The 25,480-nt window shown below is 70.5% G+C and carries 22 protein-coding genes; 11 read left to right on the top strand and 11 right to left on the bottom strand.

All coding sequences use genetic code 11. The annotated features are described in order from the left end of the window. Positions 1 to 9 precede the first annotated feature (9 nt). The 7 genes from ACG04R_RS21415 (at position 10) to ACG04R_RS21385 (ending at position 11,000) form a co-directional block, all read left to right on the top strand. Complete coding sequence (locus tag ACG04R_RS21415) at positions 10 to 666, top strand: hydrolase (RefSeq protein ID WP_394415607.1); 657 nt, start codon at positions 10 to 12, stop codon at positions 664 to 666. Between the two features lie 11 nt (positions 667 to 677). Continuing rightward, positions 678 to 932 (top strand): XapX domain-containing protein, encoded by a 255-nt coding sequence (locus ACG04R_RS21410; protein WP_394415605.1) that lies wholly within the window; start codon positions 678 to 680, stop codon positions 930 to 932. After that, entirely contained in the window at positions 929 to 2,794 is a 1,866-nt protein-coding gene (locus ACG04R_RS21405; protein WP_394415603.1) for an amidohydrolase, read from the top strand. The genes ACG04R_RS21410 and ACG04R_RS21405 overlap by 4 nt, the downstream gene beginning before the upstream one ends. Positions 2,795 to 3,001: 207 nt before the next feature. Next, positions 3,002 to 5,824 (top strand): ATP-binding protein, encoded by a 2,823-nt coding sequence (locus ACG04R_RS21400; RefSeq protein WP_394415601.1) that lies wholly within the window; start codon positions 3,002 to 3,004, stop codon positions 5,822 to 5,824. After that, entirely contained in the window at positions 5,821 to 8,652 is a 2,832-nt protein-coding gene (locus tag ACG04R_RS21395) for an ATP-binding protein (RefSeq protein ID WP_394415599.1), read from the top strand. Before ACG04R_RS21400 ends, ACG04R_RS21395 begins: the two co-directional genes overlap by 4 nt. 157 nt (positions 8,653 to 8,809) lie before the next feature. Next, positions 8,810 to 9,799 carry an alpha/beta fold hydrolase gene (locus ACG04R_RS21390; RefSeq protein ID WP_394415597.1) on the top strand — a complete coding sequence of 330 codons (990 nt, stop codon included), beginning with the start codon at positions 8,810 to 8,812 and terminating at the stop codon, positions 9,797 to 9,799. 58 nt (positions 9,800 to 9,857) lie between these two features. Next, positions 9,858 to 11,000, top strand: coding sequence for an MFS transporter (locus tag ACG04R_RS21385; RefSeq protein ID WP_394415815.1), 1,143 nt, complete (start codon positions 9,858 to 9,860; stop codon positions 10,998 to 11,000). Here the strand turns inward: ACG04R_RS21385 and ACG04R_RS21380 are convergent. Next, positions 10,972 to 11,955 (bottom strand): alpha/beta fold hydrolase, encoded by a 984-nt coding sequence (locus ACG04R_RS21380; RefSeq protein WP_394415595.1) that lies wholly within the window; start codon positions 11,953 to 11,955, stop codon positions 10,972 to 10,974. The two genes, ACG04R_RS21385 and ACG04R_RS21380, sit on opposite strands and share 29 nt — an antisense overlap. Before the next feature lie 152 nt (positions 11,956 to 12,107). On the opposite strand from ACG04R_RS21380, the gene ACG04R_RS21375 reads away from it, so the two are divergent. Genes ACG04R_RS21375 through ACG04R_RS21365 form a run of 3 tightly spaced genes read left to right on the top strand, consistent with a single transcriptional unit; the run spans position 12,108 to position 14,928 of the window. Next, a complete protein-coding gene (locus ACG04R_RS21375; RefSeq protein WP_394415593.1) occupies positions 12,108 to 13,376 on the top strand; it encodes a hypothetical protein in 1,269 nt (422 codons plus the stop codon). Further along, positions 13,373 to 14,134 carry an Ig-like domain-containing protein gene (locus ACG04R_RS21370; RefSeq protein WP_394415591.1) on the top strand — a complete coding sequence of 254 codons (762 nt, stop codon included), beginning with the start codon at positions 13,373 to 13,375 and terminating at the stop codon, positions 14,132 to 14,134. Before ACG04R_RS21375 ends, ACG04R_RS21370 begins: the two co-directional genes overlap by 4 nt. Before the next feature lie 2 nt (positions 14,135 to 14,136). After that, positions 14,137 to 14,928, top strand: coding sequence for an SDR family NAD(P)-dependent oxidoreductase (locus ACG04R_RS21365; RefSeq protein WP_394415589.1), 792 nt, complete (start codon positions 14,137 to 14,139; stop codon positions 14,926 to 14,928). 27 nt (positions 14,929 to 14,955) lie between these two features. Here the strand turns inward: ACG04R_RS21365 and ACG04R_RS21360 are convergent, their stop codons facing one another. From ACG04R_RS21360 to ccmA, 10 genes are all read right to left on the bottom strand, one after another. Further along, positions 14,956 to 17,157: an alpha/beta hydrolase domain-containing protein gene (locus tag ACG04R_RS21360; RefSeq protein ID WP_394415587.1), complete on the bottom strand. Its 2,202-nt coding sequence runs from the start codon at positions 17,155 to 17,157 to the stop codon at positions 14,956 to 14,958. Positions 17,158 to 17,384: 227 nt separating this feature from the next. Beyond that, a complete protein-coding gene (ccmI, locus tag ACG04R_RS21355) occupies positions 17,385 to 18,608 on the bottom strand; it encodes a c-type cytochrome biogenesis protein CcmI (protein WP_394415585.1) in 1,224 nt (407 codons plus the stop codon). Beyond that, positions 18,608 to 19,069 (bottom strand): cytochrome c-type biogenesis protein, encoded by a 462-nt coding sequence (locus tag ACG04R_RS21350; RefSeq protein ID WP_394415583.1) that lies wholly within the window; start codon positions 19,067 to 19,069, stop codon positions 18,608 to 18,610. Before ACG04R_RS21350 ends, ccmI begins: the two co-directional genes overlap by 1 nt. Then, entirely contained in the window at positions 19,066 to 19,587 is a 522-nt protein-coding gene (locus ACG04R_RS21345; protein WP_394415581.1) for a DsbE family thiol:disulfide interchange protein, read from the bottom strand. The genes ACG04R_RS21350 and ACG04R_RS21345 overlap by 4 nt, the downstream gene beginning before the upstream one ends. Beyond that, positions 19,584 to 21,539: a heme lyase CcmF/NrfE family subunit gene (locus ACG04R_RS21340; protein WP_394415579.1), complete on the bottom strand. Its 1,956-nt coding sequence runs from the start codon at positions 21,537 to 21,539 to the stop codon at positions 19,584 to 19,586. The genes ACG04R_RS21345 and ACG04R_RS21340 overlap by 4 nt, the downstream gene beginning before the upstream one ends. After that, entirely contained in the window at positions 21,536 to 21,964 is a 429-nt protein-coding gene (ccmE, locus tag ACG04R_RS21335) for a cytochrome c maturation protein CcmE (protein ID WP_394415577.1), read from the bottom strand. Before ccmE ends, ACG04R_RS21340 begins: the two co-directional genes overlap by 4 nt. After that, complete coding sequence (gene ccmD, locus ACG04R_RS21330; RefSeq protein ID WP_394415575.1) at positions 21,961 to 22,143, bottom strand: heme exporter protein CcmD; 183 nt, start codon at positions 22,141 to 22,143, stop codon at positions 21,961 to 21,963. Before ccmD ends, ccmE begins: the two co-directional genes overlap by 4 nt. After that, complete coding sequence (locus ACG04R_RS21325; RefSeq protein ID WP_394415573.1) at positions 22,121 to 22,873, bottom strand: heme ABC transporter permease; 753 nt, start codon at positions 22,871 to 22,873, stop codon at positions 22,121 to 22,123. The genes ccmD and ACG04R_RS21325 overlap by 23 nt, the downstream gene beginning before the upstream one ends. Before the next feature lie 4 nt (positions 22,874 to 22,877). Beyond that, entirely contained in the window at positions 22,878 to 23,543 is a 666-nt protein-coding gene (ccmB, locus tag ACG04R_RS21320; protein ID WP_394415571.1) for a heme exporter protein CcmB, read from the bottom strand. After that, positions 23,540 to 24,145, bottom strand: coding sequence for a cytochrome c biogenesis heme-transporting ATPase CcmA (gene ccmA, locus ACG04R_RS21315; protein WP_394415569.1), 606 nt, complete (start codon positions 24,143 to 24,145; stop codon positions 23,540 to 23,542). Before ccmA ends, ccmB begins: the two co-directional genes overlap by 4 nt. Before the next feature lie 420 nt (positions 24,146 to 24,565). Here ccmA and ACG04R_RS21310 point away from each other — a divergent pair, with 420 nt between their 5' ends. After that, the gene (locus ACG04R_RS21310; protein ID WP_394415567.1) at positions 24,566 to 25,465 is read left to right on the top strand and encodes an FAD:protein FMN transferase; all 900 of its coding nucleotides are present in this window, start codon (positions 24,566 to 24,568) and stop codon (positions 25,463 to 25,465) included. Positions 25,466 to 25,480 lie beyond the last annotated feature (15 nt).

Here is a 25,480-nt window from a genome sequence, read left to right as displayed (position 1 = left end):
GTCCACACCATGTCGATCGCCAAAGCCGTTCCCGCCAAAGCCCTGCTCAGCCCTGCCAACCATGCCCTGGTGCTGATCGACTTCCAGTCCCAGATGGCCTTCGCCACCAAGTCCATCGACGCCGTCGAGCTGCGCAACAACGCCGCGTTGATTTCGCAGGCCGCGGCCGGCTTCAAGGTGCCGACGGTGCTGACGACGGTGGCCGAGAAGAGCTTCAGCGGCCCGATGTTCGATGAAATCAAGGCCGCCTTCCCCGGCCACGCGGTCATCGATCGCACGTCGATGAACACCTGGGAGGACGAGAACATCGCCATCGAGATCAACCGCATCGACCGCAACCGCCTCGTGCTGGCGGGGTTGTGGACGTCGGTGTGTATCGTCGGCCCGGTGCTGTCGGCGCTGGAGCAGGGCTTCGAGGTCTATGTCATCGCCGATGCCTGCGGTGACGTCAGCACCGCGGCGCACGAGTTCGCGATGCAACGCATGATCCAGGCCGGCGCGCGGCCCATGACCTCGCTGCAATATCTGCTGGAGCTGCAGCGCGACTGGGCGCGCGGCGAGACCTACGGCCTCACCACCGGCATCGCGCGGACGAACGGCGGCGCCTACGGCCTGGGCATCGTCTACGCATCGACGATGTTCTCGGCGTCCGAAGGCGGCCACTGAAAGACCCTGTCATGAAGCTCTATCTCCTGTCGGTGGCTGCGGGCCTGCTGGTCGGCGTCATCTACGCGCTGCTGCACGTGAAGTCACCCGCGCCGCCCGCCGTGGCGCTGCTCGGCCTGCTGGGCATCGCCACCGGCGAGCAGCTGGGCACGATGGCGCAGCGCCTGCTCAACGGTGAGCATGTCAGCGTCGCATGGTTCAAGCAGACCTGCGTGCCCAAGATCACCGGCATCGATATCAAGCAACCCGAGGAAAGGCAGTCATGAGCGCCGACCTGATCGTTACCAATGCCCGCATCACGACCCTGAACCCGGCGCAGCCACAAGCCAGCGCCCTGGCCGTCAAGGACGGTCAACTCGTCGCCGTGGGTGACGAGGCGGACGTGGTGGCGCTGATCGGCGCCACCACGCGCCGCATCGATGCGCAGGGCAAGCGTCTCATTCCCGGCCTGATCGACAGCCACATCCACCTGATCCGCGGTGGCCTGAGCTTCAACCAGGAGCTGCGCTGGGACGGCATTCGCACGCTGGCCGACGCGATGGCCATGTTGAAGGTGCAGGTGGACGCGACGCCCGCGCCGCAGTGGGTGCGCGTGATCGGCGGCTTCACCGAACAGCAGTTCGACGAGAAGCGCCTGCCCACGCTGGATGAACTCAACGCCGTGGCACCCGACACGCCGGTGTTCATCCTGCACCTCTACGACCGCGCGTTGCTGAACGCCGCCGCGCTGCGCGCCGTGGGCTACGACAAGGACACGCCCAACCCGCCCGGCGGCCAGATCCAGCGCCGCGCCGACGGCACGCCCACCGGCCTGCTGCTGGCCCAGCCCAACGCCTGGATCTTGTATGCCACGCTGGCCAAGGCGCCCAAGCTGGACCCCGAGGACCAGGTCAACTCGACACGGCTTTACATGCGCGAGCTCAACCGCCTGGGCGTCACGTCCATCTGCGATGCCGGCGGCGGCTTCCACAACTATCCCGACGACTACAAGGTCATCGAGCAGCTGGCGGCCGACAACGAGCTGACGCTACGCATCGCCTACAACCTCTTCACGCCGCACAACGGCGGCGAGAAGGCCGACTTCGAGCGCTGGACCGAGATGCTGCCGGCACTGTCGGGCACCAGCACCTACCGCCACAACGGTGCGGGCGAGATGCTGGTCTTCAGCGCCGCCGACTTCGAGGACTTCCGCCAGCCGCGGCCCGAGCTGCCACCCGAGATGGAGGACGACCTCGAAGACGTCGTGCGGCTGCTGGTCGAGAAGCGTTGGCCGTTCCGGCTGCATGCCACCTACGACGAGTCCATCGGCCGCGCGCTGGACGTGTTCGAGAAGGTCAACCGCGACACGCCCTTCGCCGGCCTGCACTGGTGGTTCGACCACGCCGAGACCATCTCCCAGCCCAACATCGAGCGCGTCGCAAGGCTGCAGGGCGGCATCGCCGTGCAGCACCGCATGGCCTACCAGGGCGAGTATTTCGTCGAGCGCTATGGCGCCCGCGCCGCCGAGGCCACGCCGCCCGTCAAGGCGATGCTCGAAGCCGGCGTGCCGGTCGGCGCGGGCACGGACGCCACGCGCGTGTCCAGCCACAACCCCTGGGTCTGCCTGAGCTGGCTGGTAACGGGCAAGACCGTCGGCGGCCTGCAGCTCACGCCCGAGCGCAACCTGCTGGACCGCCACACCGCGCTTCGGCTGTGGACCCAGGCCAACACCTGGTTCAGCCACGACGAGGGGCGCAAGGGCCAGATCGCCGTGGGCCAGTACGCGGACTTCGCCGTGCTGTCGGCGGACTACTTCGGCGTCAGCGAGAGCGACATCTCTGACCTGTACTCGGAACTCACCGTCATGGGCGGCAAGGTTGTCCACGGCGTCGGGCCGTTTGACGACCTGGCGCCGCCGTTGCCGCCGGCCAGCCCCGACTGGAGCCCGCTGCGCCGCTTCGAGGCCTACAAGCACCGCAACCCGGCGGCGGGCTTGTTCACGCGTGCCGGCGAGCGCACCGCGATGGGCTGCGGCTGCGCCAGCGCCTGCGGTGTTCATGCCCACGCCCACGTGTGGGACCGCCAGGCACCGGCGGCGGATGCTCGCAGCTTCTGGGGCGCGCTGGGTTGTTCCTGCTGGGCGTTCTGACCGGTCCGCACGCATCGCCCGCCGACGCCGGCGCCCGGCGGGCCACGGCCTGCGCGAATTCACGGTAATTCACACCCGGTCGAAAGCGCTTTCTTCCATGATGGAGCCCTGCCTGCAGCGGGGTGCTGCAGGCCCGCGTGAGCGCCGCACGGTATGGCCGTGCCGCAGCGACACTCCCGCGGTTCACTCCTTGCAGGGGATTCCAGCATGGCGGAGCAGGCCGCCCACAACCCGCCGACGGCCTTTGACTTCGGGCCGTTCCGGTACGACCCCGTGCGTCGCGAGCTTCGCGACGGGCGTGGTGCCGTGCGCGTGGGCAGCCGGGCCCTGCAGCTGCTGGCAGTGTTGCTGCAGCGTCCGGGCGAGCTCCACAGCCGGGACGAGCTGGTCGCTCGCGTCTGGCCGCAGACGGTGGTCGAGGAGACCAGCCTGCGCGTGCACATGTCCGCGTTGCGGCGTGCGTTGGGCGACGGGCAGGACGGGGCGCGCTACATCACCAACGTGCCGGGCCGGGGTTACACCTTCGTCGGCGACGTCCGTGCCTCACAGCCCGAAGCCGCGGCTGACCCGCCTCCGCGGACCGAGCCTGTGGGGCGGCTGCCTCCACGCCTGACCCAGCTCATCGGGCGCGCAGCCGATATCGCACGCATCCGCGAGCTGCTGTCCAGCGAACGTCTCGTCTCCATCGTCGGGGCTGGCGGCATCGGAAAGACGACAGTGGCCCTCGACGTTGCGGAGCAGCACACCCTGCTGTACGGACAGGAGCCGTTCTTTGTCGACCTCTCGACGCTGGCGGACCCGGCCCAGGTGACCACCGAGGTCAGCCATGCCTGTGGGCTGGACGTCGCGCGCGGCGATGCGCTGTCCGCGTTGGAGAGCGCCCTGCACGACCAGCAGGTGCTCATCGTGCTGGACAACTGCGAGCATGTGATCGACGCCGTGGCGGCGCTTGTCAGCCAGCTGCTTCGCGGCTGCACAAGGCTGTCCATCCTGGCCACCAGCCGGGAGCCGCTGGAGGTTGAGGCCGAGTGGGTGTTCCGCCTCCCGCCCCTGGGCATGCCGGCGCCGACCGAGGCCCTGGACGTCGACGCGCTGCTGCGCTACCCCGCCATCCAGCTCTTCGTCACCCGGGCGCGGGCTGCAAGCAACGCTTTCAAGCTGACTGCGGCCAACGCTGCGGCGGTTCGACAGCTTTGCGAGTCTCTGGGCGGCCTGCCGCTGGCGATCGAGCTGGCCGCGGCGCGCATGAACAGCCTGGGCGCGGCTGGGCTGCTGCAGCGGCTCGAAAGTGCGCTTGAGCTGCTGACGCGTGGCCGTCGGCTGGCCATGAGCCGGCACCAGACGCTGCACGCCGTGCTGAACTGGAGCTACGAGCTGCTGACCGAGGCCGAGCAGTGCGTGCTGCAGCGCCTGTCCGTGTTCCGCAGCAGCTTCGAGCTGGACAGCGCCCTGGCCGTGGCCGCGTCGGACGACCTGCCAGGGCCGCGCGTCATCGAAAGCGTGCTGGGCCTGTGCGGCAAGTCGCTGCTGGTGCCGGAGGCCGGCAGCGACGGTGCGCCACGCTACCGGCTGCTCTACGTCACGCGGCTGTTTGCCGAGCGCATGCTGGCGTCCCGTCCGGAGTGCCTGGCCGTGCAGCGCCGCCATGCCGTCTGGGTGCTGCACAGCACGCTGGCGATGAAAACGGTGCGCCAGCCACTGGCGCGCCAGCACCGTGGGCAGGCGCTCGCGTCCACGGTGACCGAGTTGCGCGCGGCCCTCGCGTGGACGCTGCTGGAGGAAAACGACCTGCTGCTCGGCATCGAGACCGTCGTGGAGTCCATGCACCACTGGAACGTGGTGGGCCTGGTGGAGGAGTACCGGTCCTACGTGGTCGCCGCCGTCGACAAGGCCCCGCGCGTCGATCTGGAGGGCAAGCAGCTGAGTGTCCGGTTGCAGGTGGTGCAGGCCTATCTGGCCGGGCAGTCGCTGGCCGACAGCGAGAGCTACCGGCGCGCCGACGCCATCGACCGCAGCCTGGTGGACCATTTCGAGAGCCCGGCGGACAAGATCGACGCGCTGTTCGGGCTGTGCGGCAGCACCTTCGTGCGCGGCGACTTCCGCAACACCTTGAGCTGCGCCGAGGAGATCCGTGCGCTGGCGCAGGGCGAGCTGCAGCCGCTGTCCATCGCCCTTGGTGAACGCTTCTCGGTGATGGCGCTGCACGAACTGGGTCGGCACGACGAAGCCGAGCCGCTGGCCCACCGGGTCATGCAGTTCAACGCCGACGGGCTGGAGCCGCGCTTCCAGACGCCCATTCCGTACCGTGTGTCCATGGGGCTGCGGCTGGCCCGCATCCACTGGCTGCGAGGCGAATTCCGGCAGGCCTGGGCGCTGGTGCAGGACATCCTGCCGCGCGACGACGACGCCCACGTCTACACCCTGTGCCACCCGCTCGCCTTCACCGCCGTCCCCATCGCCATCTGGAAGGGTGACGTGCCGGCCGCGGCACGCTGGAACCAGGAGCTGCTGCGTCACGCCGTGCGCGGCAACGTGCCCTACTGGCGGTCGTTTGGCGAGGTGTACGCCTGCCTGCTGGACGGCCGGCCGCTGCTGCCGGGCAGCCACGAGGCGCACCTGGTGGCCCAGAACATCGCGCTGATGGATGTCTGCTCCGCCCTGCAACTGGTGGCCCCGGACCCGGTCACGCTGCAGCGCGTGCGCCAGGGCGATGTCGGCTGGTGCGCGCCCGAGGTGCTGCGCCTGGCCGCGCTGGCCGGGTTCGATCCGCAGGACGAGACCAGCCGGCTCCGCTGCCTGGCGGGGCTTCGCGAGGCGCTGGCCGTCAGCGAGACGCAGCATGCCCGCTTCTGGTCGTTGCGCATCGCGGTCAGCCTCTGGGAGGTGGCCGGACCGGGCAGCGCGGACAGGGCGGCCAGCCGGGACCTGCTGCACTCGCTGCTGGATGCCATCGACGACGGCTCGACACAGCCCGACCTGCAGCAGGCCCGGCGGCTGCTGGGGCGTGACGCTGCGACGATGCAGCCATGAACTCCAACACGGCAGAGCAGGGCGCCCCTGCGCAGCCCCGAACCGTCGGCTTCGGGCCGTTCCGCTACGACCCCGTCCGCCGCGAGCTGCGCGATGCAGGCGGGCCGGTGCGTGCCGGCAGCCGTGCACTGCACCTGCTGGAGGTGCTGCTGGAGAACGCCGGGCGGGTGTGCAGCCGCGACGAGTTGGTGGCCCGCGTCTGGCCGCGCACGGTGGTCGAGGAGACCAGCTTGCGGGTCCATGTGTCCGCACTGCGGCGGGTGCTGGGCGACGGGCAGAACGGTGCGCAATACATCGCCAACGTGCCGGGGCGGGGCTATGTTTTCGTTGGCGAGGTGACAGCGCTGCCTCCCGAGTCACCGCCCGAGTTGCCGATGCCGGCCGAGTCGCTGGAGGTGTCATCCCGGTTGCCGGGCCGCCTGACACGGCCCATCGGTCGCGGGCCGGATATCGCCGCCGTGGCCGAGCTGCTGTCCCGCGAGCGCCTCGTCTCCATCGTCGGCGCCGGTGGCATGGGCAAGACGACGGTTGCGCTGGCGGTCGCCGAGATCCAGGGCCCGCTGCATGCGCAAGGGGTGTTCTTCGTCGATCTCTCGCTGCTGTCCGATGCGGCGCTGGTGGTCGTGCAGGTGGGGCAGTCCTGTGGGTTGGATGTGGCGCGCGGCGAACCCTGGGCGACGCTGCAGAACGCGCTGCGCGGCCAGCAGGCGCTGATCGTGCTGGACAACTGCGAGCATGTGGTGGATGCGGTGGCGACTCTGGCGGAGCGGCTGCTGCGCGCGTGCCCGCGGCTGCGCATCCTGGCCACCAGCCGCGAGCCCCTGGAGGCCGAGTCCGAGTGGGTGTTTCGCCTGCCGCCGCTGCGCGTGCCGGCCTCCGGAGCCACGCTGTCGCTCGATGTCGTGCTCTGCTACCCGGCCATCCAGCTGTTCGTGGAGCGCGCACGCGCCACCAACCAGGCCTTCCGGCTGACAGCGGCCAACGCGGCGGCGGTGCGGCAGCTGTGCGAGTCGCTGGACGGCATCCCGCTGGCCATCGAGCTCGCCGCGGCCCGGGTGGACGGCCTGGGCCTCACGGTTCTGCTGCAGCGGCTGGAGGAGATGTTCGAGCTGCTCACGCGCGGGCGGCGCACGGCCATGAGCCGGCACCAGACGCTGCACGCTGTTCTCAACTGGAGCTACGAGCTGCTGGCCGAGCCCGAGAGGCTCGTGCTGCAGCGGCTGTCGGTGTTCCGCAGCGCGTTCGACCTGGACGGCGCCGTCAAGGTGGCCAGCGGCGGCGGGCTGGCGGGGCAGCGCGTGGTGGACCTCGTGCTGGGCCTCTGCGAAAAGTCGCTCGTGGTGACGGAGATGACGGACAACGGCGTGCCCCGCCACCGGCTGCTCTACGTGACCCGGTTGTTCGCCGAGCGGATGCTGGCGAGCGCGGCGGACGCCACCGAGGTGCACCGCCGGCATGCCCTCTACGCGTTGGGCTGCCTGGTGGAGACCAGCAAGACGCGGGAGGCGATGGCCCACTACCGCCGCACGCCCGCGCTGGCGTCGGCCATCGCCGAACTGCGGGCCGCCATCACCTGGGCGCTGCTGGAAGAGAACGACCTGCGGCTGGGCGTCGAGATCACGGCCAAGTCCATGTGGACCTGGATCTCCGCCGGCCTGCTGGAAGAGTACCGGCTGCACATGAACGCCGCCGTCGACAAGGCCGGCCGCGCCGGCGTGGAAGGCACCCAGTTGGGCTCCCGGCTGCAGCTGGCGCTGGCCTTCCTGTCCGGCCTGGCGTTGACGGACAGCGTGAGCCACCGGCGAGGCGCGGCCGTCGACCGGAGCCTGATGGAGCAGTTCGACGACGCTGCGGACAAGATCGAGGCGCTCTATGCGCTGTGCGTCAGCAACTACGGGCGGGGCGATTTCCTGCAGGTGCTGTCGCACTGCGAGGAGGTGCGCGAGCTGGCGCACGGCGTGCACGAGCCGCTGTCCATCGCCGTTGGCGACCGGTTCTCCGCACTCGCACTGCACGAACTGGGCCAGCATGACGCGGCGGAACTGCTGGCCTATCGCGTCGCACGGTTCGACGTGAAGACGGTGGACCCGCGCTTCCACGGGGCGATGCCGTTCTCGCGGTCCATGCACATGCGGCTGGCGCGCATCCACTGGCTGCGCGGCGACTTCCGGCAGGCCTGGGCAATGGCGCAGGAGATCACCGTGGAGGACGAGGAGGCCCACCTCTACGCGAAATGCCAGCCGCTGGCCCTGTCGGCCATCCCCATTGCTCTATGGAAGGGGGATTTGCCCACAGCGCAGCGCTGGAACGCGGCGCTGCTGCACCACTCGACACAAGGCAGCTTGCCGTACTGGCTTCCTTTTGCGGAGATCTATCGCTGCCTGCTGGAGGGGCGGCAGTTGCTGCCGGACACGCCCGAGGCAGAGGCGATCACCAAGAACGCGCTGCTGATGGACATCTGCGCGACGCTGCAGCCCACGGCGCCGAACGCCGCCATGCTCGAACGGGCAGGCCAGGGCGAAGTGGGCTGGTGCACGCCTGAGGTGCTGCGCCTGGCTGCGATTGCTGGGCTGGATGCGCAGGACGAAGCCAGCAGGACACGCTGCATCGCGGCGCTGCGCGAGGCGTTCGACCTCAGCGCGGAGCAGGGCGCGCGGTTCTGGTCGCTGCGCATCGCCATCAGCCTGTGCGAGGTGGCGGCCGATGACGGCGCGGCGCGGTCCGCGGCGATGGAGTTGCTGCTGCCGCTGCTGAATGCCATCGACGACGGCTCCACGCAGCCGGACCTGCAGCAGGCCCGCCGCCTGGTGGCGCTGCAGGTGCAGTAGGCGCGTCTCTCTCTCTTCCGGCAGACCGGCGGGTCTGCACGCTGGCACCCGTTCTCGCCAGCCTTCCGGGATGCGACGCGGGCCGGGCTGAAAACGACGATGTCGCCGTTCAGCCGCCAAGACGGCTGGGCCTATTCAACCGGAACGGGAGCGCGACATGACACGGCACGAGATGCAGATGGACCCTGCGCGGCGCGAGCTGCTGACGGGGGCGGCCGCGTTGGCGGCGATGGCATCGGTGCCGCTCGTGGCGACTCTCGCGCCCGCACCGGTTGCCGCGGCCACGCCGCCGGTCTCCACCACGCAAAGGAAGGTCATGAGCACCATCACCACGAAAGACGGCACCCAGCTCTATTACAAGGACTGGGGCCCCAAGGACGGCCCGGTCGTCGCCTTCAGCCACGGCTGGCCGCTCTGCGCCGATGCCTGGGACGCGCAGATGTTCCACCTCGCATCCCATGGCTTTCGCTGCATCGCGCATGACCGCCGCGGCCACGGCCGCTCCAGCCAGCCCTGGAACGGCAACGACATGGACACCTACGCCGACGACGTGGAGGAGCTGTTCACGCGCCTCGAGGTCAAGGGCGCCATGTTCGTCGGCCACTCCACGGGCGGCGGCGAGGTGGCGCGCTATATCGGTCGCCATGGCAGCAAGCGCGTGTCCAAGGCCGTGCTGATGGGCGCCGTGCCGCCCATCATGGTCAAGTCGCCCAACAACCCGGTGGGCCTGCCGATCGAGGTCTTCGATGGCTTCCGCAAGGCCTATCTGGCCGACCGTGCGCAGTTCTTCCTGGACGTGGCCAGCGGCCCGTTCTTCAACTTCAACCGTCCCGGCGCCAAGGTGTCGCAAGGGCTGATCCAGTCCTGGTACCTGCAGGGCATGATGACCGGCTTCAAGAACGCCTACGACTGCATCAAGGCTTTCAGCGAAACGGACTTCACCGAGGACCTGAAGAAGTTCGACATCAAGACCCTCGTCATCCATGGCGATGAGGACCAGATCGTCCCCATCCAGGGCGCGGCGATGCTGACGGTGAAGCTGGTGAAGGGCGCGCAGCTGAAGGTCTACAAGGGCGGCAGCCACAGCCTGGGCGACACGTCGCGCGAGCAGCTGAACGCCGACCTGCTCGAGTTCGCCAAGAGCTGACGGGCACGCCATGACGGAAGCCGCCTCGCCGCTCGCCACGCCGCCGAGCGCGGCGCGTCTGCCGCTGCCCATTCTCGCGCTGGCGCTTGCCGCCTTCGCCATCGGCACGACCGAGTTCGTCATCATGGGCATCCTGCCCGACGTGGCCGCGGATCTGGGCGTGTCGCTGTCGCTCGCGGGGCTGCTGGTCACCGGCTATGCGGGGGGCGTGGCGGTGGGCGCGCCGCTCATCGTCTGGGCCACGGCGCGCTGGCCGCGCAAGGCTGTACTGCTCACGCTGCTGGGCGTGTTCATCGCCGGCAACCTGCTGTCGGCGCTGGCGCCTGGTTATGGCGTGCTGATGGTCGGACGCGTGATCGCGTCCTTCGCCCATGGCTCATTCTTCGGCATCGGCGCGGTCGTCGCCACGAGCCTGGTGCCAGCCGAGCGCCGGGCGTCCGCCATCTCGCTGATGTTCAGCGGGCTGACGCTGGCCAACGTGCTGGGTGTGCCGGTGGGTACGCTGATCGGGCAATGGGCCGGCTGGCGGGCCACCTTTCTGACTGTGGTGGTGCTGGGCGCCTTGGCTTTCGCCGCCGTGGCCGCGCTGTTGCCTGCCTGCCCCGCCACGAGCGGCAACGGCGCGGGACGGCCTGGCGGCCTGTGGCGCGCGCCGGTGCTGCTGGGGCTGGTGTTGACGGCGTTCTCGTTCGGCGGCGTGTTCACGGGCTTCACCTACATCGCGCCGATGCTGTCGCAGCTGGCCGGCCTGTCGCCGTCGGCCATCACCGGCTGCCTGTTCCTGTTCGGCCTTGGCCTCACGGTGGGCAATTCGCTGGGCGGCCGGCTGGCGGACTGGCGGCTCATGCCCTCGCTGGTGGGCATCCTGGCCGTGCTGACGGTGGTGGAGCTGCTGCTCACGCAGGCGCTCGTCTCGCCCGTGCTGGCGGTGCCGGCCGTGTTCCTGTGGGGCGTGGCCGCGTTTTCCGTGGTGCCGGGGCTGCAGGCCAACGTGGTGGGCGAGGCGGGCGACGCCGCGGCGCTGGCGTCGACGCTGAACGTGTCGGCGTTCAATGTCGGCAACGCGGCGGGCGCCTGGCTGGGCAGCGCGCTGATCGCGGCCGACGTGTCGCTGCGACTGCTGCCGGCATTTGCCGCCGGCATGTCGGCCATCGCGCTGGCCCTGGCCAGCTTCATTCTGGTGATGAAGCGGCGCGCTTGACCTCGTTGTCGAGGAAGCCGCTCACCGCGGCGATCAGCTCGGCCGGGCGCTCCTCCAGCACCCAGTGGCCGGAGCCGGGGATGACCTGCTCGGTGACATCGTCCGCCACGGCCCGCATGATGGTGGCCATCAGCTTGCCGTAGGAGCGCTCGCCGCCGATGGCCAGCACCGGCATCGTCAGCCGGCCGGAGGCGGCGAAGGCGCGGTTGTCGGCGGCGTCCTGGTCGAAGGCCTTGAACTGCTCGAAGGCCGCGTGCATGGCACCGGGCTGGGCGTAGAGCGCTGCGTAGTGCTCGCGCCAGGCCTCGGGGTAGTGGTTGCCGGGTGCGGTGAACTCGTTCCAGAAGCGGTCCAGATAGATACGCTCGCGCCCGGCCACGAGGCGCTCGGCGTCGGGGCCCCAGAACGACCAGTGCCACACCGCATGCCGCTGTGTGAGCTGCTCCCACGGGCCGATGCCGGGCAGCGGTGCGTCGATGAGTGCGAAGCGGGTGACGCGGCGCGGGAACTGCGCCGCGAAGGCGTAGCCCACCATGTTGCCGATGTCGTGCGTGACCAGCGCGACGGCGGGGATGCCCAGCGTGTCGAGCGCCTTCGCCAGCTGCTGCGCCTGCGTCTTCTTGTCGTAGCCGCCGGCCGGCCGCGACGACAGACCCATGCCGCGCAGGTCGGGCACGACGACGGTGAAGCGTTGCGCCAGCGCGGTGGCCAGCGGCGCCCACATGTCGCCCGTCTCGCCGAAGCCGTGCAGCAGCACGACGGCGTCCCCGTGGCCGCCGACGCGCAGGTGCAGCGTGGCACCCGCGGCCTCGACGTCGCGCACGGCGAAGGTCTCCGGCAGCACCGGGATGGTGGATTGCGCGGTGCTGGCGGTGCTGGCCAGCGCCAGGGCGAGCGCCGCAGTCAGGCGGTGCAGGGTTCTTGAGGGTGGGCGGGCGAGGGCGTGCGCAAGCATCGGAGTCTCCAGAGGTGGTTTCCCACCGCAGTCTCCGGGCGGGCGTGGCATCCGACGTGGCTCCGACGGGTGACGCGGGCCTCACCCATTGGAGAGTGGGCGGCGGGCGCGAACGATTCGACAGTGCCTCCACAACCCGAGGAGCACTCCGCATGAATCCGCAAACGCCATCCCTGTTCCACCGTCGCGTCCGCCGGACGCTTTACGCCGCGGCGCTGGCCCTCGGCATGAACGCCGCGTTGGCGGCGACAGCGCCGGTGCGGTCCGCCGGCACACTGACCTTCGTCGATGCCAACACCGTCGTCATCTCCGATTGGCGCGGCGGCCAGCTGCACGCGTTCACGCTGCCGCCGGTGGCGCCCGGCGTGCCGGCCTACTTCAACCTGAAGAACCTGTCCGGGGCCATCGCGAAGACGCTGCACACCACGCCCGAGAAGCTGCGCTTCGAGGACATGGCCGTGCGCCCCGGCAGCGAGCTGGCCTACATCACGCTGTCGGTGGAGGGCAAGACGGCCAACGCCACGCCGACGCCCGCGCTGGTGACGGTGGACACGGCCGGCAAGGTCGGTGTCGTGCCGCTGGACCGTGGCCAGCGGACGTCGGTGGCCATCGGCAACATCCCGTCGCCGGACAAGCACCTGTGGCGCGACACACCCATGGCGGCGTACACGGTGACCGACATGGCCTACGCCGACGGCAAGCTCTACGTGGCGGGTCTGTCCAACGCCAGCTTCGCGTCGGCGTTGCGCGTCTTCGACTTCCCGTTCAAGGGCGACGCCGCGGTCGCCAGCATCGAGATGTACCACCCGGTGCACAACCAGCTGGAGACGCGGGCGCCCATCCGCAAGATGGTGATCGCCAACCTCAACGGCGAGCCCACGCTCGTGGCGGCCTTCACCTGCTCGCCGCTGGTGACCATCCCGCTGAAGGACCTGAAGGACGGCGCCCACATCGCCGCCAAGACGATTGCCGAGTTCGGCTGGGGCAGCGCGCCGGTCGGCATGGTCAGCTTCGACGCCGGCCAGGGGCCCATGGTGCTGCTGACGCACTCGCACAAGTCGGCCGACCTGATGTCGGTGGCCGACATCGCGGACGCGTCGACCAAGCCCGGCGTCACCACGCCGATCAAGTGGCCGACGGAGCCGCGGCTGGGCCTGAACTCCATCTACGTGCCCATCTCCGGCGTGGCGCACATCAGCAACCAGGACAAGGACTTCCTCGTCACGCTGCGGCGCAACGAGGCGAGCGGCGCGATGGAGCTGGTGTCGATGCGCAAGGGGCTGTTCCTGCGGCTGAGCGACTTCGTCAACGAGTACGACTTCGCCGACTTCCAGTACGGCCCCAAGGACGGCTGGCGTGACGTGCACCGCATGCTGCGTACCGACGAGGGCTATGCCGACCTGGCCCCGCCCAAGCCATGAGGACCTGGCTCGCCGCGGCGGCCTTGCTGGCGGCCTTGCCGTCGGCACGGGCCGCCACCGTGGAGATCCACCCGGCGGGGCCGACGGTGCCCGAGAACCTGCTGCGCATCGAACTGCGCTTCGCGCAGCCGCAGCGGCTGCCGTTCGACATCGAGCGGGTGAAGCTGCTCGATGCCGATGGCCGCCAGATCGAGCACGCGTTGCTGGACCTTGCGCTGCCGAGCGCGGACGGGCGCCGCATCACCGTCCTGATGGACCCGGGGCGGGTCAAGAGCGGTGTCGGGCCCAATCGTGATGCCGGGCGCGCCTTGCATGCCGGCGAGACGGTTCGCCTGCAGGTCGACGACCCGACGGGCGTCGAGGCACCTGCTGTCAAGGCCTGGCAGGTCACCACAGCCGCGTCGCGCCCGCTGGACATCTCCGGCTGGCAGCTCAACGAGCCGCGCGTTGGCAGTCGCGACGCGCTGGTCGTCGACCTGCGTGCGCCGATCAGTTCTTCCGGCGAGCCGCTGATCGCCGTGGTGGACGCCACCGGGCGCCGCGTCCCCGGCACGACTTCCCTCGCCGAGGGCGACGCGGTGTGGCGCTTTACGCCGGCGCGGCCGTGGGCGTCGGGCCCGCATCGGCTGGTCGCCCACGCCGACCTGGAGGACCCCGCCGGCAACCGGCGCTGCGCGGCCTTCGAGCAGGTCCGCGAAAGCGCCGTCCGCTGCGACGCCGACGCCAGCCTCAACTTCCTTCCCCAAGCACGGAGATAGCCATGGATCTGCAACTCAAAGGCAAGCTGGCCCTGGTCAGCGGCAGCACGGCCGGCATCGGCTACGCCATCGCACGCACGCTGGCCCAGGAAGGTGCGCGCGTCATCGTCAACGGGCGGACGCAGCCAGCCGTCGACGAGGCGGTCGCGCGCCTGCGTTCCGAGACGGGCGGGACGATCGCCGGCCATGCCGGCGATCTGAGCCGCGCCGATGCGGCCGAGGAGGTCGTGCGCCGGCATGCCGGCATCGAGATCCTCGTCAACAACCTCGGCATCTTCGAACCCAAGCTCTTCGAGGACATCCCCGACGAGGACTGGCTGCGGTTCTTCGACGTCAACGTGCTGAGCGGCGTGCGGCTCGCGCGGCTGGTGCTGCCGGCAATGAAGCGCGCCAACTGGGGACGCATCATCTTCATCTCCAGCGAAAGCGCCGTGCAGATCCCGACCGAGATGGTTCACTACGGCGTGTCCAAGACTGCCCAGATCGCAGCTTCACGCGGCCTGGCCGAGTCGGTGGCCGGCACGGGCATCACCGTCAACAGCGTGTTGCCCGGGCCGACGAAGTCGCGCGGCGTGGGCGACTTCGTCGAGGGCATGGCGCGCGGCAGCGGCAAGAGCTTCGAGCAGGTCGAGGCCGAGTTCTTCGACCACGTGCGCCCCACCTCCCTCATCAGGCGCTTTGCCTCGCCGCAGGAGACGGCGTCTCTCGTCGCCTACGTGGCAAGCCCGCTGGCTTCAGCCACCACCGGCGCGGCACTCCGCGTGGATGGTGGCGTGGTCAAGAGCGCGTTCTGAGGCAATCGCCGTGGCCCAGGCCGGCCGCTACGGGCGGGGCAGCAGCCGCGGTGAAACCCTGGCGCCGTTGGCATGCAAGACATGCTCGGCGTCCAGCGGGAGCAGCAGGCCCCGGGCCACGAGGGCATCCGTCGCCGCGCTGAACTTCGCGATGTAGTCGGCGCGCCCCCGGTAGCGGGCGGACAGCGGCGGGCGCGGGTCGGCAGGAGATCTCGAGGCCTCGTCGACGGCCAGCGGAATGACGCCGCCTGAGGCGCTGCAGCCTTCGCCTTCGGTGTGCCCTTTGCCGCGCAGGTTCCAGCCCAGGTAGGTGGCCAGCGGCACCTTCACTTCGGGCGTCTCGATGCCTGCGACCTCGTTGCCGTCTGCGTTCAGCCTGGGCACCAGCAGCCGGTAGGGCTTGTCCAGCTGGACGCGTGGCACCGCGTCTGCGTGGTCGGTCACGAACAGCGGGTTGAGGCGGCCCACGCCGGCGATGGTCAGGGAGGTCGGCCCGCCGTCGCCGCCGCCGGGCACCGCGATCGTGACGGGCAGCGCTGCCGGCGCGAAGAAGCCCAGGGACGCCGCATCGGGCGCGGCCAGCTGACCGCTTGCGACGCTGGGGTAGGCCGAAGGCGGTGGCGCCGCGCCCTGGACGACCCAGTTCTCCATCGCGAGCAGCAGGGCACGCTCGAAGGGCGTCATCGTGACCGGACTGTTGGCGAACTGGCATTGGCTGCCAGTGGCCGGTGGCGTGACCAGGCCCGTCGTCACGCCGCTACCGCCGCCGTGCTGCGTGCCGGGCACGAAGTAGTAGCGCACGTTGGCGGGCAGGGGGACGTCGTGGCCGGCGCCGTCGGTCACGTTCAGCGAGGCCCGCCCGCCCCACCATTCGAAGCTGCCGTCGATCTGCATGATCTTCGGGCAGGTGTTGTCAGCCGTGCAGCGCTGCAGCAGCCCGTCGGTCCGGCCGCTGACGGGGTCGGTCAGCGTCGTGTAGCTGAACGGGAACTGGTCGCCTTGCATGAAGTGGTCTTCGTGCTGGCGCGACCAGCGGCCCTGCTGGGCGAAGCGCGTGGCCGTCCAGGTGCGGCGGGCGCCGGGGATGATGGCCAGCAGGCCGTCGAAGACCGGCCTGCCGTCGGCGGCCCGGTTGAAGCCGCGGTAGAGGAAGTCGCGCAGGAAACGGCCGGACTGCGAGGTTCCTTCGCCCAGCACCACGTCGAAGTTGCCGGCGGGGTCGGTGGGGCAGTCCTTGCCGGCCGCGCAGGGCGCCGCCTTCATGTCGTTCAGCGGGTTGGGCCGGCCCTGGGCGTCGGCGGGCGAGCTCTTCAGGAAGCTCAGCAGGTCGCGCACGGCGGCGAAGCCGATGGCGGCGACGCGCGGCTCGGCGGCGCGGTAGACGAAGCTGTAGATCGTGCCTCCGTCGGGGGGCGCGGTTCCGCCACCGGCCAGCGGCAGTGCGGCCGGCGGCGTGAAGCGCACGGCGACCGTGCCGTCGGGGCGCGTCAGGTATTGCCAGTCGGTGACGGGTGCCGAAGGGCTGCTGGCGTAGTCGGCCTCGCCCTTGGCGTTGAGCCAGGAGGCGCGGGCCGTGAAGGCGACCTCGGAGCGGTCGTCGGGCGACGCCGGTGGGTAACCCAGCGCCAGCATGTGGCCACCGCCGGCCTGGTCGGGGATGAATTCCTCGCGGCTCATGCCGGTGAGGGGCTTGCCGTCCACAGCCGTGGCGACGGGGAAGCGCGTGCCCAGCGCCGCCGAGGCTCCGCGGCCGGTCTGCGCGATGTCGCCCTGCCAGCCGCTCCACACCACCGTGTAGCCACGGCGCAGCAGCGACGGGAACTCGGCGCCCGGCGCTGCGCCGTCGGTCAGCGAGCCGCCGCCGATGAAGACGCCCTGGCCCAGCCGGCCGCCGCGGTTGACGACGTCGTAGAACAGGATGCGGCGCGCGTCCGCCGCGCGCTTGGGGCGCAGCACGGTGGCATCGGTCGAGTAGTGCACCCAGCCGTCGGCGTCGCGCGGCGCCAGTGGCAGGTCGACGATGCCGGCGTTGTCGGGGTGGGCCGGGTCCAACCGGCCGTGCACGATGGCCGTGATGACGACGTAGGGCCCGGCCGCGCCGGCCGGCGTGGCGCCGTTGTAAGCGTCCTGCGTGGACAGGATCTCGAAGCGGTCGACGACGCCGGCCGGTGCGGCCAGCGCGCCGGAGCCGGCCAGGGTCAGGAAAAGCAGGGTCGTCGGCAAACGCATTCGAGATCCATCCTTCCAGGTCGTTCGGAGGCGGCGGTCTCTATCCGGTCGCTGCCACCGACGCTCTCCTGGTTCATTGTGATCGGGCGGAATTGGAGTCGGTTCCAATGCCGGGCGGGCGCAGTCTCCGAGCCAGCCTGGGAGCGATCAATCAACCTCGGCGAGACACGTTTACGCCAGACGCAACGGTTGCGGGTTTGCCCGGCAGGCAGCCCTCACGAAGCCGGTCAGGGATGCACGCGGTCGATCTGCAAGTTCAAGCCCCGGGAGCCGGTGGCCACCACTTCGCCTTCAGCGACCAGGTCGCCGGCAGAGGGCATCGCGTTGCCGCTGTGGGAGATGCGGGCATCCACGCGCACGCGCGCGGCGCCCGAGAGCCGCGCGGCCGGGCTCATGGCCAGGCTGTCATCGAGCGTGAAGGCCAGGGGTAGCGAGCCGGCCCGGGCGCGCAGCACCGCCAGCGGCATGCGGCCGTCCACCGGACGGGCGTAGACGAACAGCGTGTCGCCCGGCTGGACCTGCGCGGCCAGCGCCGGCGCAAGCGTGACGCGGCCGGTGATGGCGGTGGGCTCCGGCGCAGGGGCCGGCACGCCCGCGGCGGGCGGCTGGCCGCGGGCGGCGCGGGTGTCGGCCAGCACCTGGGTCAACCAGGTCGCGTCTTCGGAGCCGGGCGGCGCCAGCACCAGGGCCTTCTCCCACGTGCTGATGGCCAGGGCCGTGTCCTGGCGGCGCAGGGCGGCCGTGGCGAACAGCGACAGCGCCGGCACGTTGGCGGGGTCGAGCTCCAGCGCGCGCTGGACGAGTTGCAGCGGGCGCCCCTCCAGGTTGCCGTTGGCCAGCGCGGCCAGCACGTCGGCGTACTCCACCAGCAGCGCGGGGGACTTCTGGATGTCGGCGCCGACGCGCTCGAAGGCGCGGGCCGAGTCGGGCAGCCGGCCGAGCAGGCGGTAGGAGCGCGCCAGCATCACCCAGTCGCGCGTGTTGCCGGGGTTCTTTTCGGCACGGGCGGCGAGGTCGGCCAGCATCTTCTCGACCTGGGCCTGGCTGACGTTCGGGGTGACGTTCGGGCCGGCAGGCGGTGGCGCCGGTGGCGTCAACGCGGTGGGCGTGCCCAGCCAGGCGTACAGCGCCGCGGCCAGCAGCGGCAGTGCGAGCGTCAGCACCCAGGCCGTCCTGCGGGTGTTGGGCGCCGTCACGTGGGCCGGGAGGGCGTCGGCATCTTCCAGCAGGCGGCGCTGCAGCTCGGCGACCGACAAGGCGTGGTCTTCGGTGCGCAGCGTGCCGGCGGCGAGGTCGCGGTCGAGTTCGGCGAGCTGGTCGCGGTAGACGCGGGCGGCGAGGTCGCGCGCATCGACGGTGGGGTGGTCGCCGCCGGCACGCTTCCACGGCCGCAGCAGCAACAGCAGCGTCAGGGCGACCAGCAGGGCCGCGGCGAGCAGGAAAGACAGCATCAGTCGGTTCCGTCCAGCAAGGCGGCTGCCTTGCGCTGTTCTTCTTCGGTCAGCGCTGCCGGCGCGGTGGCGCTGCGGCGCCGCAGGAACAGGAGGAGCCCCGCCAGCCCGGCCAGCAGCGCGGCGAAGGGCCCCAGCCACAGCAGGCCGGTCGTCGCGTTGAACGGCGGGCGGTAGCGCACGAAGTCGCCGTAGCGGCTGACGAGGAAGTCCATGATCTCGGTGTCGGTCTTGCCCTGCCTGATCTGCGCACGGATCTCGCGGCGCAGGTCGTTGGCGAGGTCAGCCTGCGACGCGGCCAGCGATTCGTTCTGGCACACCAGGCAGCGCACCTCTTCGGCGATGTGCAGCAGCCGCGCCTCTACGGCCGGGTCCTCGGCCAGCGGTGCGGCTTCGTTGGCGTGCGCGGCAGTCGCCAGCCAGAGCAGAGCCAGAAGCATGGTGGTCAGCAGCTTGTTCATCGCCGCAGCTCCCGGATCAGCGGCAGCAGCCTGTCGTTGAGCACTTCGGTGGTGACGGGGCCGATCTGCTTGAAGCGGATGGTGCCGGTCTTGTCGATGACGTAGGTCTCCGGCACGCCGTAGACGCCGTAGTCGATGCCGACGCGGCCGTCGGCATCCAGCGCGACCAGCGTGTAGGGGTTGCCGAACCGGGTGAGCCAGCCCTGCGCGTCGGCAGGCCGGTCCTTGTAGTCCAGGCCGACGAGCGGAACGACACCGCTGCGGGCCAGGTCGAGCAGCACGGGGTGTTCCTCGCGGCAGGCGACGCACCAGGACGCCCAGACGTTGAGCACCCACACGCGGCCCTTCATGTCCTGCGGGCCGAACGCCGGTCCGCCGCCCAGCGTGGGCAGCGAGAACGCCGGCGCCGGCTTGCCGATCAGTGGCGACGGTACCTCGCGCGGGTCGCGGTTCAGGCCGATGCCGAGGAAGACGGCCAGCACGAGGAACAGGCCCAGCGGGATCAGGAAGCGCTTCATGCCTGTGCTCCGGCGCCGGCAGGCACTTCACGCGGCGCCTTCTTCAGCCGGTAGCGCCTGTCGGCCGCGGCGATGCCGCCGCCCAGCGCCATCAGCAGGCAGCCGAACCAGATCCACATCACGAAGGGCTTGTAGTAGACGCGCACGCTCCAGTCGGGCGTGAGGCCCCGGGAGGCGAGCGGCTCGCCGAGCGACACGTAGAGGTCGCGGGTGAAGCCGGTGTCGATGGCGGCTTCGGTCATCACCGATTGCGTGGCGTGGTAGCGGCGCTTCTCGGGCCTCAGCTCGCGCAGCCGTTGGCCGCCCCTGGCCAGCGAGAACACGCCTTGCCGGGCCGTGTAGTTGGGGCCCTCGAACTCGCGCATGCCGAGGAACTCGACCTGGTAGCCGCCGATCTCCACCGTGTCGCCCACGGCCATGCGCACGTCCTTCTCCACCTCGTAGCCCTTGACCATGCCGACGCCCGCGACGAACACAGCCACGCCCAGGTGGGCGACGTGCATGCCCCAGAAGCTGGGCGGCGGCCAGCCGGATTTCAGCCGCTGCTGCACCTGGCACAGGCTGCTCGCCGCGATCCAGACGGCCAGCAGCACGGCCAGCGCGACGCCCGGCGTCCAGCCGCCAGCCAGCAGCGGCACGGCGATGCCAGCCGCCACGGCCAGCACGGCCGCGACGCGCAGGCGCCGAGCCATGTCGCGCGCGTCGGCCTGCTTCCAGCGTGCCAGCGGTCCGATGGCCAGCAGCACCAGCAGCGGCACCATGACCGGTACGAACACCGCGTTGAAGTAGGGCGGGCCGACAGACAGCTTGCCCAGGTGCAGCGCGTCGATGATCAGCGGGTACAGCGTGCCCAGCAGCACCGTGCCGCAGGCCACGGCCAGCAGCACGTTGTTGACGAGCAGCAGCGTCTCCCGCGACAGCAGCGCGAACGCACCGCCCAGGCCCACCTTGGGCGCGCGCCACGCGAACAGCGTGAGCGAGCCGCCCACCACGACGGTCAGGAAGGCCAGGATGAAGATGCCGCGCCTGGGGTCGCTCGCGAACGCGTGCACCGACGTCAGCACGCCCGAGCGGACGAGGAAGGTGCCCATCAGCGACAGCGAGAACGCGACGATGGCCAGCAGCACCGTCCAGTTCCTGAAGCTGCCGCGCTTCTCGGTGACGGCCAGCGAATGGATCAGCGCGGTGCCGGCCAGCCAGGGCATGAAGGAGGCGTTCTCCACCGGGTCCCAGAACCACCAGCCGCCCCAGCCCAGCTCGTAGTAGGCCCAGTAGGAGCCCAGTGCGATGCCCAGCGTCAGGAACATCCAGGCCGCGTTGGTCCAGGGGCGCGACCAGCGTGCCCAGGCGGCGTCCAATCGGCCCGCCAGCAGCGCGGCGATGGCAAACGCAAAGGCCACCGAGAAGCCGACATAGCCCATGTAGAGCATGGGCGGGTGGATGACGAGGCCGGGGTCCTGCAGCAGCGGGTTCAGGTCCTGCCCCTGCGGTGCGGCTGGCAACAGGCGCTCGAAGGGGTTGGACGTGAGCAGCATGAAAGCGAGCAGCCCCACGGCCACCAGGCCCAGCACGCCGATGACGCGGGCGACCATGGCATCGGGCAGCTGGCGCGACAGCAGGCTCACGGCGAAGGTCCAGCCGCTGAGCATCAGCAGCCACAGCAGCAGCGAGCCCTCGTGCCCGCCCCAGACGGCCGCGGCGCGGTAGACCGTGGGCAACTGCGAGTTGGAGTGCTGGGCGACGTAGAGCACCGAGAAATCGTTGGCCAGGAAAGCCTGCATGAGGCAGCCGAACGCGAACAGCACCAGCACGAACTGCGTCTGCGCCGCGGGGCGCGCCAGCGCGATCCAGCCCTGCTGGCCGCGGTGCGCGCCGATCAGCGGCAGCGTGCCCTGGACCATCGCGACGAGGCCGGCGAGGATCAGCGCGAGGTGGCCGAGCTCGGGCGTCATGGCTGTGTCTTTCCGGCCTGATCGACCGCGTGCTTCGCTTCGGGCGGCATGTAGTTCTCGTCGTGTTTGGCCAGCACGCTGGTGGCGACGAACCGGCCCTGGTCGTCGAAGCGGCCTTGCGCCACGGCGCCTTTCCCTTCCTGGAACAGGTCGGGCAGGATGCCGGTGTAGGCCACCGTCACGTCCCGGGCGGTGTCGGTGACGACGAAGGTCGCGGTCAGCTCGTGGCGCTGCAGCGAGCCCTGGCGCACCAGTCCGCCGACGCGGAAGGCCCGGTCCTTGGGCGCTTCGCCGGCCGCGACCTGCGTGGGCGTGTAGAAGAACGCCGCATTGCTGTTCAGCGCGTTCAGCACCAGCGCGGTCGCAATGCCCAGCGCGGCCAGGCCGACGGCGACGAACGCCAGGCGCTTCTGGTAGGCCTTCATGGCGCCTCGCCGGCTTGTGCGTCGAACTGGTCGCGCAGCGATTGCTCGATGGCCCGGCGTTGCCGGACTATCAGCCAGGGCTCCGCCAGCATCGCCACCGCGCACGCGCCGAGGCTGCCCCAGACATAGAAGGCGTAGCCGCCCATCAGGAAGAACTCACGAGCGCTGTTCCACTGCATCGCGCACCCACTCCGTATGCCGCTCTCGTTCGAGGATGATGTTGCGCACCCGCGCCATGGCCACGGCGATGGCATAGGCCCAGAAGGCCAGCGCCATCAGCAGCATGCCGCCCAGCATGGTGTGTGCCATCGAGGGCGAGCGGGTCATCGAGACCGACGCGCCCTGGTGCAAGGTGTTCCACCAGGTCACCGAGAAATAGATGATGGGGACGTTCACCACGCCCACCAGTGCGAGTACCGCACCGGCCCTGTCGGCGCGGCGCGGGTCGTCGATGCCGGCCTGCAGCGCGATGAAGCCCAGGTACAGGAACAGCAGCACCAGCTCCGATGTCAGCCGGGCATCCCACACCCACCACGTGCCCCACATCGGCTTGCCCCACAGCGCGCCGGTCACGAGGGACAGCAGCGCGAACATCGCGCCGGTCGGCGCCAGCGCCGTGGCCATCATGGCCGAGAGCCGCGTGTTGAACACCAGCCCCACGCCGGCCCACAAGGCCATGGCGCAGTAGATGACCATCGACATCCAGCTCGCCGGCACGTGGACGAAGATGATGCGGTAGCCCTCGCCCTGCTGGGCATCGGTCGGTGCGATGAAGAAGCCGACCCACAGCCCGGCCAGCGTCAGCAGCAAGGCGGCGATGGCGAACATGCGCTGCAGGCGCCCGGCCAGCGGGTAGAAGGCCGCCGGCGACGCGTAGCGCATCCAGCGCGGGGAGTGGTTCAGGTCCATCGAATCATTCCAGCGCGATACGCAGGGCGGCGGCCGTGGCCCAGGGCGTGAACACCAGCGCGACGATCAGCAGCGCGCCGAGGAGGGAGAGCTGCGGCGTGGCGTCCAGCCCGGCGGCGTACGACTCCACCGCGCCGGTGCCGAACACCAGCGTCGGCACGTACAGCGGCAGCAGCAGCAGGGCCAGCAGCGCACCGCCGCCGCGCACGCCCAGCGTCAGCGCCGCGCCGACGGCGCCGATGAGGCTGAGCACGGGCGTGCCCAGCAGCAGAGCCAGCACCAGCACCTGTTGCGAGCCGCCGTCCAGGTTGAACTGCATGCCCAGCAGCGGCGCCAGCAGCACCAGGGGCAGGCCGCACAGCAGCCAGTGCGCCATCACCTTGCCCGCGACCAGCAGCACCAGCGGTTGCGGCGACAGGGCCATCTGTTCCAGCGTGCCGTCGGCATGGTCGGCCGCGAACAGGCGCGGCAGACCCAGCAGCGTGGCCAGCAGCGCGGCGACCCAGATCACGCCGGGCGCGATGCGCTGCAGCAGCTGCGCCTCCGGCCCGATGCCCAGCGGGAACAGGCTCACCACGACGACGAAGAAGGCGAGCGACGTCATGACCTCGCTGCGGCGGCGCGCGGCCAGCCGCAGGTCCCGCTGTAGCGAGACGAGCAACGCCGTCACAGCGCCACCGTGCCGCCCTGCGGCAGCGGGACCGGTTGGTGGCTGCTCAGCAGCGCCATGCCGCCGCTGGCCAGATGCCGGGACAGCAGTTGACCCAGCCAGTCGGTGGCTGCGGCGTCCAGCGCGGCGAAGGGTTCGTCGAGCACCCACAGCGCGGCGGGGCGCAGCAGCAGGCGGGACAGCAGCACGCGGCGCTTCTGACCGGCCGACAGGAACCGGGTGGGCAGCCGGCCGCTGCCGGCCAGCCCCGCGGCCTTGAGCGCGGCCCGTGCCTTGGCCTCGTCCACGGCGTGGCCGTCCAGCGCGGCGGAGGTCATCAGGTTCTCGACCGGCGTGAGCTCGTCCTTCACGGCGGCCTGGTGGCCCAGGTAGCAGAGCGCGCGGCGGAAGTCCTGGCGCTGGTCCTGGGTGGGCCGGCCCTGCCACTGCACGCTGCCATCGTCCGGCGCCGCCAACCCCACCACCGTGCGCAACAGCGTCGTCTTGCCGGCACCGTTGTCGCCCGTCACGTGCAGCCACTGGCCCGCCGCGAGGCTGAAGCTCAGGTGCTTGAACAGCGGGCGTTCGCCGCGCGAGCAGGCAAGGTCGGTGACGCTGAGCATGAAGTGGCCAGGCGGTGAAGGGGATTGATCGCGAGGGCCAACTGTGGTTGCCAGGTGCGCGAGGCGGCGCAGTATCGGCGCACACGCCCGGGTTGGCGGCCTCCACGGCCACTACTGTTGCGCCGCAATTGCTGGCAATTGAATCTTGTGCGACCGAATGTAAGGTGTTCGCGGTTTGCTAACCAATAGCCCCTTCTTCTAGGGAGTTCGCCGCCATCATGCCGCCCTCGTTGCGACCTCCTGGCGTGACGGCGCCTGCCGGCGCGGTGCACCAGGAGCCTGTGCCCCGCCCCTCAGGGTCATTTCGGAAACCCCATGAGCCTTGCTCAGAAGACCGTCGATCACCGGCCGAGCTTTGCGGTTCTCCCGCGTGGACACGCGCGTCCGGCCGACGGGTGGTGGCGACGCAGCGAAGCCATCATGGGCACGGCGATCCAGGTCGAACTGTGGAGCGAGGACCGCGCGCAGGCTGAAGCGGCGATGGCCGCGGTGATCGCCGAGATGCATCGCATCGACGCCGCGATGAGCCCGCACAAGGCCACGTCCGAGCTGTCGCGCATCAACCGCGAAGCCTCCGCCCGGCCCGTGCCGCTCAGCGAAGAGATGTTCGGGTTGCTGACCAGAGCGCTGCATTTCTCGGCGCTGTCCGACGGCGCCTTTGACGTCACGTTCGCCAGTGCCGGCCAGCTGTACGACTACCGCGCCGGCGTCGGTCCCAACGACGCGGCGCTGGAGGTGGCGCGCACGCTGATCGGCTGGCGCGGGCTGCTGCTGCAGCCCGACACGCGCAGCGTGCGGTTCGCGCGCCACGGCATGCGCATCGACCTGGGCGGCTTTGCCAAAGGCCACGCGGTGGACAACGGTATCGCCATCCTGCGCCGCCATGGCATCGCCCACGCCATGGTCAGCGCGGGCGGTGACAGCCACGTGCTGGGCGACCGCCGCGGGCGCCCCTGGACCATCGGCGTGCGGGACCCCCGGCGCGAAGGCGAGATGGTGGCGGTGCTGCCGTTGGAAGACGTGGCGATCTCGACGTCGGGCGACTACGAGCGCTTCTTCGAGCGCGACGGCGTGCGCCATCACCACCTGATCGACCCCCGCACGGGACAGTCGGCGCGCGGCGTGCGCAGCGTGACCATCCTGGCCGACGACGGCCTGACCAGCGAGGCGCTGTCCAAGTGCGTGTTCGTGATGGGGTGGGAGCGTGGGCTGCGGTTCATCGAATCCCAGCCCGGTGTGGACGCCGTGGTGGTGGACGCCGACGGCGGCCTGCACTACTCGTCGGGCCTGCTCAACCAAACGGACGGGCGTGCGCAGTGAATCAACTGACTTTCC

The sequence above is a fragment of the Pelomonas candidula genome (assembly GCF_043555985.1).
Taxonomy (GTDB): Bacteria; Pseudomonadota; Gammaproteobacteria; order Burkholderiales; family Burkholderiaceae_C; genus Pelomonas; species Pelomonas candidula.
Note: the sequence above shows the minus strand (reverse complement) of the source record. Positions and strands in the feature narration are given on the sequence as shown.